Source organism: Xenorhabdus doucetiae (assembly GCF_000968195.1).
GTDB lineage: Bacteria > Pseudomonadota > Gammaproteobacteria > Enterobacterales > Enterobacteriaceae > Xenorhabdus > Xenorhabdus doucetiae.
In genome coordinates this window covers 3,336,757-3,347,809 of the sequence record NZ_FO704550.1, presented here as the reverse complement: position 1 = coordinate 3,347,809, position 11,053 = coordinate 3,336,757, and the positions used below count along the sequence as shown (strand labels likewise).

The following is an 11,053-nucleotide window of genomic DNA, read 5'->3' as shown; positions in this document are numbered from 1 at the left end:
GATGCAATTAGGAAGATTTGCGCGGTAGGTTAGCAGGATTCCTCGCAGGAATGCATCAGATTTTTTCATCATTCAGCAGAATTGCGAAGTGGTTCGAATTAAATAAATGACGGGAGATAACGGATTCGTGCCAGTATGGATATTGGCTATTTGGATAAGGTATTAGCCTTTTCTGTACATACACCTGTGATTATGTGATGTTGCAGACAAACCTTGGTATACTTATTGTGTTGTGAGGTATTTCCTTATTTTCGATTTGACCATTGAGAGGCCGTGATGAGCAGCAATATAAAAAAGCAGATGAGTTATGCTAAGCCTTCTCGCGCGGACATTGCTCGTTCTGTAGCGACGTCAACAGCGGTTGAGACCGGCAAGCCTTCAGCCAAGATTGAGGCTTCGCTTGAGGTTGTGCGCAAGAAATTCGCCCATCTCCGTCTTGCGGTCTAATCACTTCTCAATGCTTTACTGACCCAGTGCCTCATTGGGTCGTAGTCCATTGACATACCTGCGTGGATAGCTGAAATATATTCAGTTTTGTTTTGCTCCCAGCTTTGATAGTCCAGCGGTTTATATCCTCCCTGAACAGCCATTACATCGGCTAAAAGCCGCGACAAGCGCCCGTTTCCCTCTCTGAATGGATGGATGAGTATCAACTCCACATGAGTTATGGCGATAGCTGCGATGAGTTGTTTTTCGTCTATGTTGGTACACGGCGTATAACGGGCAAGATACTTAGCGTCGAATTCGTTCAGTAGTTTTGGTACTTGTGCTGAGGGAGCAAACATAAAGTTGCCCTTGCTGATATTTACCGTTCTTTCTTGTCCAGCCCACTCGTAGATGTTACCTAACCAGCGACGATGCCAACTTTTCAATATGGCTACGGTGAGTGTCCCCATAGGAAACTGTTCTTCAAAAATAAATCGATAGAGCTGCTCTAACAGTACAAGTTCAGCTTCATCCATCTCATCAGAATCAGTAATTCCCAATTTGTTAGCCAGGACTTGCTCGCCAGAGTTTTTCTCATACTGGCCTTCACTACTGGATACATGGTATCGGTTCATGGGAACGCCCTGTGTCGATGGAGGAAAGATGCTTTGGAAAAACAGGGAAATTATAACACTGGATGGGCATAGCAACCATGTTCGTAAAATCAGTTCATCTGTAGATGCAATGAGGAAGATTTGCGCGGTAGGTTAGCAAGATTACTCGCAGGAATGTATCAGATCTTTTCATCATTCAGCAGAATTGCGAAGCGGCTCGAATTAAAATAAATGACGGGAAAAATTTATTGAGTATATTGGATAAATATTAATAATTGACAGAAGAAGAAGACATTATCGTGGCAACTTACCAACCTCCTTACACTATTACCCCAAACATACTTAATCGCGTGGTGGAAATCGGTGAACTATTGGGGCGTTGGTCAATGCAAGCGGCGATTTCTTCACCTTTATTACGTAAAGAAAATCGCATTCGTACCATACAGGCGTCATTGGCGATTGAGCATAATAGTCTGTCTACGGAACAAGTCACGGCCATTATTGAGGGGAAACGTGTGCTGGCTCCGGCAAGGGATATTCAGGAAGTGCGTAATGCCATATTAGCCTATGAAAAATTACCACATTGGCATAGCTCCCGCTTAACGGATTTACTGGCTGCGCATCGATTGTTGATGACTGGATTGGTTGATCATCCGGGGCAATTACGTCAGGGAGATGTGGGAATTTATCGGGAAAACCAGTTAATTCATATGGCGCCACCGGCTAATCAAGTATTGCGATTAATGGATGATTTGCTGACTTGGTTAAAACAAACTGATATTCACCCATTAATCGCCAGTTCAATTTTCCATTATGAGTTTGAATTTATTCACCCATTTACCGATGGTAATGGCCGCATGGGTCGTTTATGGCAAACATTGATTTTGAGTGAATGGCGTACTGAATTAGCGTGGCTGCCGGTAGAAACGTTAATCCATCATCAACAGCAACATTATTATCAGGTACTTAGGGAGTGTGACCGTACTAGCAACTGTACGCTGTTTATCGATTTTATGCTGGAAAAATTAGCTGAAGCACTTAAAGAAAGCCTGAGTCTTCCAAAACCAAATCCTGCCACAACGCCGGTAGAAATGTCGGTAGAAATGTCGGTACAAATGTCGGTAGAAAATCCACAATCTTTGAATGCCACGGCGCAGAAAATCTTATCTGTTATTGCTGCTCGTCCTGCTATCACCATCACTCAATTGGCTGATGAATTGGGGGTAAGTCGGCGCACAATAGAGCGAAATATTAAGCTATTGCAGGATATGGGGCGTTTGATGCGTGTCGGGGCGAAGAAAGGCGGTTATTGGCGGGTGAGTCAATAACGATCTTTTGTCTAACCCGTGTATGATGAAGAAGTTACCTACATAACTTGAATCAAGAGAAAAATAATATGTCAAGAAACAATGGAATACTGATAAAAGACAGGAGCGAAATCGAGAAGATGGAAATAGCGGGGCGCTTGACTGGTCAGGTGCTTGAAGCGGTTCGTTCGATGATTGTGCCCGGTGTCACGACCCTCGAAATTGATTCATTTTGCCATGATTACATTATCAACACCCTTGATGCGACACCGGGCAGCTTGGGGCAGTATGGTTTTCCTTATACGGTGAATACTTCCGTCAATCACGTTGTGTGTCATGGCTGGCCTTCCGAAAAGAAGCTGAAAAATGGGGATATCGTTAATGTGGATGTCACCGTCAAAAAAGAGGAATATTACGGCGACAGCAGCATTACATTTTGTGTCGGGGAAGTGCCGTCCCATGCCGAGCGCTTGGTTAATGTAACTCAAGAATGCTTATATCAGGCCATTAAGATAGTCAGGCCGGGCATCACGCTGGGGGATATTGGTCATACGATACAGCAGCATGCCGAAGCGAATAATTATACCGTGGTGCGTGAATATTGCGGCCACGGCATTGGTCGCAGTATGCATGAGGAACCCCAAGTTCTGCATTACGGCAAGGCGGGAGAAGGTATCATCTTGGAAGAAGGCATGACTTTCACGATTGAGCCGATGATCAACCAAGGCAAAAAGGACATTAAGCTGCATAAAGATGGCTGGACAGTCACGACCAAAGATCGTCGCTTATCGGCTCAGTTTGAGCATACCATCTTGGTCACCCATGATGGTTTTAAGGTGTTGACTCTACGGGATGAAGAACGCGAATCTTTTGAACGTTACCAGTCAATTAATCGGTAATCCATAATTTATTGTTCTGTTGCGTGATAGCGTCCCAATACTGTGTTGTACAGTGTTGGGTTTTGTTCAAATTGAATGAATTGACTAAATAAAAGTTCAGCTACGGCTATGTGAAATGATAGGGTGATTATGTCTTGGCTTTATAAAAACAGGAACCTCTCTTGTTTTATCGTTCTCTTTTTTCTTATTTTTCTGATACATAAGTGTTTGGGTTATCAGTTAAAATTAATATACGTTTTCAGTGCTTTTGCATTCTTTTTATTTTTAGCTGCAACCAGTAAACGAATCTATCTCTTTTTGCTTGTTTTTCTTTCCTTGGTCGGAATGCTCTATACCCCAATTGGCCTCAATTATGGTTATCCAGATGTCAATGCAGTTGGATCATTAATCTATACAAACAGCAATGAAACAGCGGAATATATTAGCGGGCTTTCGGTTTCCACATATTTAACCGCCATTGCCATTTTGGTTCTGATGATATTTGCGCTTAAGCTAAATATTACTTTATCAAGCAAAAGTAAAAAGTGGCTGTTTAGCCTGTTTTTCATTTCTACTTTCTGGTCACCGGCTAAAGGGTATATAAAATCGGGTTTTGAAGATAGTTCAGCACTTGTGGATACCAGTTTACCGGAAATTCGCTTTTTCAGTGATGTGTATCAGAGCTACCAAAAAGTCATGTCAGAAAATAACCGATTTGCCCAGATCATCAAATATCGGGATGACTGGCAACCGGTGGTGAAAGAAGAAAAGTATGACACCTATACCAATCTAACTTGAAGATGCAGGTTTTAAAATCTGAAAGTTGTCAGTCAGTCTAGTCGTGAGTTCTTTCGCTTTTTCTGGCAAAGTGACATGAAAAAAGTGACGAAGGGTTTCACGGAATGTCTTCGCATCCGGAAAATAAACATTGTTACGTACTTGCTCATTCATATACTTCCACAATCGCTCTATTGGATTGAGGTTTGGGCTGTAAGGCGGTAGGTAATGCAGTTCAATATTAAGGACATATGCCACCTCTTTCACCAATTCTGCCCGGTGGTAACCCGCCCCATCCAGAATAATATGAATTTTTTGCGAAAGTGGGTAAGTTTCTCTAATAGCGCCGAAAAAATACGCGATATTTTCGGCATTGATACTCGGGTATTCACGGATCACGGTGTCTTCAATTCGTTGTAAATTGAGGGCGCCCAGAAGATTGAGACGGGTACGACTGCCGGTGGTTTCGACCACTTTTACCTGATTTTTCCCCGCTTTCATCCAACCATAGCTGAGCTTTGTGGACTGCGAAGGATGCACCGCATCAATAAATAGGATAGGTTCATTCTGACCTGCCCGGTCTTTCAGAGACTGGTAGTCATCAATAAATTGTTGCTGCTTATCCGCATCGAATTTATGAGGGACGCCCTTCTGGCTTTTTGTAGCTGAAACCTTGTCGGTGAAGCCATTTCGTCATGCCTCCCACTCTGAAAGACACCTGCCAACGAGCTCGTACATAATCCACAATTTGAGCGGTCGTATGCAGCAAATTTGCCGTCAAATAATCAACCAGATCGGCGGTTTGTTTGGCAGAGAGATGGCTTTCAGAACCGCCATTTTCGGGGGTGAGTTTTTCCTGCGCGATGAAATCTTTTAGGTGACGGCTTACCGTAGTTTCATGAATACGTAAGGCCTGAGCAATCATCTGAGCTGTCCAGCCCTCTGACGCCAAAAGCACGGCCTTGATGCGATCACAGACTCGACTATCACGAGTGGTATCATGCATCAATTCGAGGGCACGTTTTTGTTCTGGTGTCAGATGAATTTTCATGATTGCAAGCATGATCGGGTTTGGATAAGAAATCAAGCATCTTCAATGGCGATTGGTATATATGATATTTCGGCTACATTTGCCATTGATATTTCTGGAATTAATATTAGTGCTGAAGCAGCTATAATTATTCCTGAGCTAAGATATTTTAATTTCATAATTTTCCCTTTTATATAATTAATATTAATAAATTTATATTTCTTTAAAAGAATGTATTTTTAAAACCAATACTCTTTCAGGTAGTAATTTGGCATATTTTCTCAAGAGTAATAATAAACCTAATCTAAACAAATTTATTTTTTGTTCGTAATTGTGAATTATATATTTTTATTTATGATTTAGAGGATTTCATTTTTTATCTCATTGTTATTTATTGTTTATGGATTTTTTCAATAAGAATTATTTGTTTAATTTGAATCAAACATAATAAAACAAACAGTTACACAAGATTATATACAGTGTCATAATAATCTCAGGATGGTTTATAAAAATAAACCATCCTTTTTGTAACTCTTTATTTTCTATCTGTATTTATCCGTAATAATGCAATCCCATCCCAACCTTTTTCTCCTACAGTCTGCTAGTTGCAGGAGTGCTTTCTGCAGATTAAGGCTCATGAACATACTCCTTTTATTCGTGAAGGTAAGGTATTTCAATTAGTTACAAGTTTTAATATTCCAGTTGGCCGGCACCTTTTGTTGCCTGACAAAGATAGATATCCGCCCTCAAACCGGTTTTCGCTGCGTATTGTTGCTCAATCGCCCTTTCTACATTTTTCACCAAATCAGGAGGAACCAATGCCACCACACAACCGCCAAAACCGCCTCCTGTCATACGAACACCGCCGCGATCACCTATCACATTTTTGACCATCGCCACCAGCACATCGATTTCACTGACCGTGATTTCAAAATCATCACGCATGGAACGATGAGATTCGGCCATAAGTTGGCCAAGGCGGAATAAGTCACCCGCCCTCAACGCCTCAGCCGCCCATTGGGTACGCCTATTTTCACTGATCACATGGCGAACCCGTTTGGTGAGCAATGTATTGAGCAACGTTTGTTTGGCTCTGAACTGTTCGAAAGAGATATCACACAATGCCTTTACGCCTAATAAACGGGCAGCTTCTTCGCATTGCTGCCCGCGCGTATTGTATTCGCTGTCCACCAAGCCACGCTGTTTATTGGAATTGATGATCATCACGACCGCCTCATCGGGCATAGGGACAGATTGGGTTTCCAACGTCAGGCAATTGATCAGTAAAGCGTGATTTTCCTCGCCATAAGCAGAGATTAACTGATCCATGATGCCGGAATGGCAACCGACAAATTGGTTTTCTGCCTGCTGCCCATTCAGGGCAATGGTTTTTGGGCTAATATCGAGCTGATACAACGCGTTAATCGCCTGCCCAATCACGACTTCCAACGCTGCCGATGAACTCAAACCCGCACCTTGGGGAATATTGCCGCTCACAGCAAGATCCATTCCCCCGAAGGCATAACCACGCTCTGCCAGACACTTCACCACACCACGGATATAATTCGCCCACATTTTCTCTGGCTGAAAAACAATCGGCTGGCAGAGGTCAAACTCATCCACCTGATGATAATCAACCGCGATGACCCTGATACACGTATCTTCGCGTTTAGCCGCCGCAAGTACGGTGTGGAAATTAATAGCACAAGGCAGAACAAAACCCGCGTTATAATCCGTATGTTCACCGATCAGATTCACCCGCCCCGGTGCCTGAAAAAAGTGCGTTGGCGAAGAGTTAAAGCACGCATGAAAAGCGTCCGTCACGTTTTGGATTAAAGTTTGCATCTCTATTTTCCTCCCCCTTTTTCCTCCACAAACGTTTTTTAGCGGATGTGCGCAGATTTAAAATGAATGTCGCTGACATCGCGTAACCGCTGGGCTGCCTGTTCCGGTGTTAAGTCACGCTGAGATTCCGCCAACATTTCATAACCCACCATAAACTTACGGACGCTGGATGAACGTAATAACGGCGGGTAAAACAGGGCATGTAATTGCCAGTGATCAATATCGTGTTTTTGCGGAGCGAGGTGAGTATCGCGTTGCTGCTCGAAAAAAGGCGCAAAGTGCCAGCCCATTGAATAGGGAAATGCACACTGAAACAGATTGTCATAGCGGCTGGTCAATTTTTTAATCGCCACCGCCAAGTCATCACGTTGGGCTTCCGTCAGCTCATTCATGCGACGAACATGACTTTTAGGCAACAGCATCGTTTCAAACGGCCACGCCGCCCAATAAGGGACGACCGCAAGCCAGTGGCCGGTTTCCACGACCGTCCGTGACCCCGCTTTGCGTTCAGCCTCGACATAATCCAGCAATAAGTTAGATCCCTGCTGGCGATAATATTGCCGTAATCGTTCATCTTTGCGTGCTAGCTCATCAGGCAGGAAATCGCTGGCCCAAATCTGCCCATGAGGATGAGGTTGAGAGCACCCCATCATTTCCCCTTTGTTCTCAAAAACCTGAACCCAAATATAACGCTGGCTTAATTCTTCAATCTGCGCATTCCATATATCAATAACACGACGAATTTGTGTCAGGGACAGTTCCGGCAAGGTTTTACTGTGATCAGGGGAAAAACAGAGTACCCGACAGATACCGCTTATCGGCGCAGTTTTAAATAGCGGGTGATCGGCAAAGGTCATATCGGGACGTTCCGGCAGCAAAGCCGGATAATCATTCTCGAAGAGATAAACGTCCTGATAATCTGGATTGATATCACCGGAAGCACGGGAATTGTTCGGGCATAAAAAACAGTGTTTATCGTAACTCGGCAACGCAACGGGAAGGAGTTTTTCATCAATGCCACGCCACGGCCGCTCCGTCCGGTGTGGTGAAACGATAATCCACTTTCCCGTCAAGGGATTGTATCGCCGGTGTGGAAAATCAACAGAATTGAAGCGCAGCTTCGACATCATTCCTCCTTGCCTTACCACAAACGTGAGTGCTTCCCGCCCTGCCGGGCGGGAGAGGTTACAGCGATTTTGCTAACAGAAGACCAAAATGTTTAGTGTTCCTTACTTCGCCTGATAGCCATTCGGGTTTTGCGATTGCCAGCGCCAGGCATCGGCGGTCATATCCACGATAGTACGGTTGGCCTTCCATCCCAACTCTCGCTCGGCTTTCTCCGGGCTTGACCAACATTCAGCAATATCCCCCGGACGACGAGGACAAATTTCATAAGGCACGGGCTTGCCGCAAGCATGACTGAAAGCGGCCACCATTTCCAGCACGCTGGTGCCCTTTCCGGTGCCCAAATTATAGATATGCAGCCCCGCCTTTTTACCCACGGCATTCAATGCCGCGATATGCCCGTCAGCCAAATCCATGACATGGATATAATCACGGATGCCAGTCCCATCAGCGGTCGGATAATCATTGCCATACACCGACAGTTTTTCCCGGCGACCAACCGCAACTTGCGCAATATAAGGCATCAAATTGTTGGGAATTCCCTGTGGATCTTCCCCCATTGTCCCCGAAGGATGAGCGCCAACAGGATTAAAATAGCGCAACAATACCACCGACCAATCATTTTCTGCATGATGAAGATCAGACAGGCAGCGTTCGACCATATATTTACTGGTGCCATAAGGGTTAGTGGTATTACCGACCGGAGATTGTTCCGTGATCGGCACGACATCCGGATCACCATAGACCGTCGCGGATGAACTAAAGATCAGGCTTTTTACCCCTGCTTTACGCATACTGCGCACCAGCACCAGTGTTCCATTGACATTATTGTCATAATATTCGATAGGGTTGGCGACAGATTCCCCAACCGCTTTCAAACCGGCAAAATGAATCACTGACTGAATTTGGTGACGGGAGAAAACCGCATCCAGGAATGCTTCATCACGAATATCCCCTTCATAAAACAGGGGCTGCACACCCGTTAATGCCTCAATGCGCGCCAAAACTTCACGATTGGCATTGCATAGGTTATCGATAATAATCGGCGTCATTCCGGCTTCAAGCATTTGCACACAAGTATGGCTACCGATATACCCCATCCCGCCTGTCACTAATATTTCCACACTAACCTCTTTTTAAAAATGGTAACAACGGAGAGTATAAAAAGAGTTAGCACGTTAGTGAACCAAAACTAAAATATGGCAGAATCAGACAATCATTATTTTTACTTGATCCACAATCTCATCAACGCAAGCGAATAATAAAAAACCCTTATGAACAAAATAATTTTTACTTCTGTCCCTATCTCTGCCCAAGTCACGGCCATCAATGATCCTTTTTTCACAGACAGACAAACCGGCATACTGCCAGAACATCCTGATCTGCACATCATGAAGACTGATTTTGACCTGTCTTACTATCGGGATGCTTTATTTGGTGAATGTGGCATTGTCAATCCGCCCCGATTACAGAATGCGGTGAATAAACGGCGGGCGGAATATCTGGCCGCCCGTTACTGTACGCAACACGTCTTAAACAAGTTAGGCTATCCTGACTTTCAGGTCACTAATGCCGAAGATCGTTCCCCTATCTGGCCTGACAATATTTGTGGTTCGATTTCTCATTCAACCAACTGTGCGATTGCGTTTGCGGCTTCTTGCCATCAATACCGCATGATAGGCATAGATATTGAACAAGAGATTAAATCAGAGACCATCGAAAGTGTTTCATCCAGCATCATCAATGACCATGAAATGAAATTATTGACCGAATGCGCATTACCTTTTGCACAGGTATTTACGCTGGCGTTCTCCATTAAAGAGAGTCTGTTTAAGGCACTTTATCCCCATGTCAAACGCTTCTTTGATTTCCATGCGGCTGAAATTACGTCAATTGATTGTCGCAATCACACAATAAGCATAAAACTCCTGCAAACACTCTCTGATACGTATCGAGCCGGCTCACAATTTCACGGAAACTTCACCCTTATGCCACAACAGCAGGTGTTGACGTATATTGTGCAGTGATATGCTCTGTTTGAAAAAAAGAACGCTAAATTTTTTCAAACATTGCAAATATCGCAAATTGCGATATTATAAGGGAGTGATATGCGCGTTATCACAGCAAAAACCATCACTGAAGCGATGCAAAAACACGCCCAATGGAAAGTTGGGCTAAAACTCTGGTTGGATGTTTTTGATAAGGTATCTTTACGATTTGAATCTTATGCCCAAATCCGTGAATTATGGCTTAATACATCTACATGGAATGTTGATCGTGTACCCTACGAATTATTAGAAGCAGAAAGCAAGAAAGGGCCTTTAGATATTTATGTATTTGATATACATAAAAATAAATGTCGCATTATCACATGGCTTAATCCCAAATCAGGTACTTTTTACATTAAAGATGTTTGCCCCCATAGTGAGTATGATAAATGGTGGCGTAAGCAGACAAAGTCAAAACGATCAAAAAGGTGAATAATGAGAAAAACATCACTCGTTACTTATGAAGGGATTGATGGACTCATCGAAATTTTACCACAAATGATGCAGTCAATATCCGAGCAACTCGGCCCCTTGGCACTTTTGTTCTCTGCATGTATTGAACCTGTAGAAAATGATGAAGATCTGAATGCCCGAATGGCACTTATTGACGAGTTATATTCATATGCTGAAAATACCGAACATGCTGCGGCAAAGTTCGCTGATCTTATCACCGATCGTGTCTATGAGTACGAAGCTAAAAATCGCCAAGTCCCCAATGTTATCCCACGTGAAGCATTGAGCTACTTTATGCGGGAAAAAGGCGTAAGACAGATTGATCTGCGTGATATTGCCAGCCAAAGTGTTATATCAGAGATACTGCATGGAAAACGTTCAATGAATATTGGTCAGGTAAAAGGCTTTGCCCAATTTTTTAACGTTCCTGTCGAAACCTTTATGGGTTCAGATTAATAAAAAATGTCCCTGAAACTCGCTTAAAAATAAGGCTCATCTTTAGATAAGCCTTTAAAAAAACCATTGATATACTCGTAGTACTTCAAGATGT

12 protein-coding genes and 1 pseudogene are annotated in these 11,053 nt (G+C 43.5%); 7 read left to right on the top strand and 6 right to left on the bottom strand.

The window, feature by feature from the left end; all coding sequences use genetic code 11:
• The first annotated feature begins 276 nt into the window (after positions 1-276).
• Entirely contained in the window at positions 277-447 is a 171-nt protein-coding gene (locus XDD1_RS19685; protein WP_167541636.1) for a hypothetical protein, read from the top strand.
• Here XDD1_RS19685 and XDD1_RS14555 read toward each other — a convergent pair.
• Positions 444-1,061, bottom strand: coding sequence for a Fic/DOC family protein (locus XDD1_RS14555; RefSeq protein ID WP_045972283.1), 618 nt, complete (start codon positions 1,059-1,061; stop codon positions 444-446). The two genes, XDD1_RS19685 and XDD1_RS14555, sit on opposite strands and share 4 nt — an antisense overlap.
• A 278-nt stretch (positions 1,062-1,339) precedes the next feature.
• On the opposite strand from XDD1_RS14555, the gene XDD1_RS14550 reads away from it, so the two are divergent.
• The 3 genes from XDD1_RS14550 to XDD1_RS14540 all read left to right on the top strand — a co-directional run bounded on the left by XDD1_RS14550 (position 1,340) and on the right by XDD1_RS14540 (position 4,023).
• Positions 1,340-2,368 carry a Fic family protein gene (locus XDD1_RS14550; protein WP_045973666.1) on the top strand — a complete coding sequence of 343 codons (1,029 nt, stop codon included), beginning with the start codon at positions 1,340-1,342 and terminating at the stop codon, positions 2,366-2,368.
• Positions 2,369-2,436: 68 nt separating this feature from the next.
• Positions 2,437-3,246, top strand: a complete 810-nt coding sequence (map, locus tag XDD1_RS14545; RefSeq protein WP_045972281.1) for a type I methionyl aminopeptidase — start codon at positions 2,437-2,439, stop codon at positions 3,244-3,246.
• Positions 3,247-3,375: 129 nt separating this feature from the next.
• The gene (locus XDD1_RS14540) at positions 3,376-4,023 is read left to right on the top strand and encodes a hypothetical protein (RefSeq protein ID WP_052705727.1); all 648 of its coding nucleotides are present in this window, start codon (positions 3,376-3,378) and stop codon (positions 4,021-4,023) included.
• Here XDD1_RS14540 and XDD1_RS14535 read toward each other — a convergent pair.
• From XDD1_RS14535 to galE, 5 genes and pseudogenes are all read right to left on the bottom strand, one after another.
• A pseudogene (locus XDD1_RS14535) lies at positions 4,015-5,053 on the bottom strand (IS630 family transposase). The gene XDD1_RS14540 and the pseudogene XDD1_RS14535 overlap by 9 nt on opposite strands.
• 32 nt (positions 5,054-5,085) lie before the next feature.
• Positions 5,086-5,211, bottom strand: coding sequence for a hypothetical protein (locus XDD1_RS20255; protein ID WP_269450522.1), 126 nt, complete (start codon positions 5,209-5,211; stop codon positions 5,086-5,088).
• A gap of 511 nt (positions 5,212-5,722) precedes the next feature.
• The gene (gene galK, locus XDD1_RS14530) at positions 5,723-6,877 is read right to left on the bottom strand and encodes a galactokinase (RefSeq protein WP_045972280.1); all 1,155 of its coding nucleotides are present in this window, start codon (positions 6,875-6,877) and stop codon (positions 5,723-5,725) included.
• Between the two features lie 38 nt (positions 6,878-6,915).
• Positions 6,916-8,004, bottom strand: a complete 1,089-nt coding sequence (locus XDD1_RS14525) for a UDP-glucose--hexose-1-phosphate uridylyltransferase (protein WP_045972278.1) — start codon at positions 8,002-8,004, stop codon at positions 6,916-6,918.
• Between the two features lie 102 nt (positions 8,005-8,106).
• Positions 8,107-9,126, bottom strand: a complete 1,020-nt coding sequence (gene galE, locus XDD1_RS14520) for a UDP-glucose 4-epimerase GalE (RefSeq protein ID WP_045972276.1) — start codon at positions 9,124-9,126, stop codon at positions 8,107-8,109.
• Between the two features lie 150 nt (positions 9,127-9,276).
• On the opposite strand from galE, the gene XDD1_RS14515 reads away from it, so the two are divergent.
• The 3 genes from XDD1_RS14515 (at position 9,277) to XDD1_RS14505 (ending at position 10,959) form a co-directional block, all read left to right on the top strand.
• Positions 9,277-10,029: a 4'-phosphopantetheinyl transferase family protein gene (locus XDD1_RS14515; RefSeq protein ID WP_045972274.1), complete on the top strand. Its 753-nt coding sequence runs from the start codon at positions 9,277-9,279 to the stop codon at positions 10,027-10,029.
• An 81-nt stretch (positions 10,030-10,110) separates the two neighbouring features.
• Positions 10,111-10,482 carry a type II toxin-antitoxin system HigB family toxin gene (locus tag XDD1_RS14510; RefSeq protein WP_045972272.1) on the top strand — a complete coding sequence of 124 codons (372 nt, stop codon included), beginning with the start codon at positions 10,111-10,113 and terminating at the stop codon, positions 10,480-10,482.
• Between the two features lie 3 nt (positions 10,483-10,485).
• Positions 10,486-10,959: a helix-turn-helix domain-containing protein gene (locus XDD1_RS14505; RefSeq protein ID WP_052705726.1), complete on the top strand. Its 474-nt coding sequence runs from the start codon at positions 10,486-10,488 to the stop codon at positions 10,957-10,959.
• The last annotated feature ends 94 nt before the right edge of the window (positions 10,960-11,053 follow it).

Excerpts from the sequence above, each read along its gene's own strand:
- XDD1_RS19685 (WP_167541636.1), top strand. The coding sequence starts at position 277 with ATGAGCAGCAATATAAAAAAGCAGATGAGTTATGCTAAGCCTTCTCGC.
- XDD1_RS14555 (WP_045972283.1), bottom strand. The coding sequence starts at position 1,061 with ATGAACCGATACCATGTATCCAGTAGTGAAGGCCAGTATGAGAAAAAC.
- map (WP_045972281.1), top strand. The coding sequence starts at position 2,437 with ATGTCAAGAAACAATGGAATACTGATAAAAGACAGGAGCGAAATCGAG.
- XDD1_RS14540 (WP_052705727.1), top strand. The coding sequence starts at position 3,376 with ATGTCTTGGCTTTATAAAAACAGGAACCTCTCTTGTTTTATCGTTCTC.
- XDD1_RS20255 (WP_269450522.1), bottom strand. The coding sequence starts at position 5,211 with ATGAAATTAAAATATCTTAGCTCAGGAATAATTATAGCTGCTTCAGCA.
- galK (WP_045972280.1), bottom strand. The coding sequence starts at position 6,877 with ATGCAAACTTTAATCCAAAACGTGACGGACGCTTTTCATGCGTGCTTT.
- XDD1_RS14525 (WP_045972278.1), bottom strand. The coding sequence starts at position 8,004 with ATGTCGAAGCTGCGCTTCAATTCTGTTGATTTTCCACACCGGCGATAC.
- XDD1_RS14515 (WP_045972274.1), top strand. The coding sequence starts at position 9,277 with ATGAACAAAATAATTTTTACTTCTGTCCCTATCTCTGCCCAAGTCACG.
- XDD1_RS14510 (WP_045972272.1), top strand. The coding sequence starts at position 10,111 with ATGCGCGTTATCACAGCAAAAACCATCACTGAAGCGATGCAAAAACAC.
- XDD1_RS14505 (WP_052705726.1), top strand. The coding sequence starts at position 10,486 with ATGAGAAAAACATCACTCGTTACTTATGAAGGGATTGATGGACTCATC.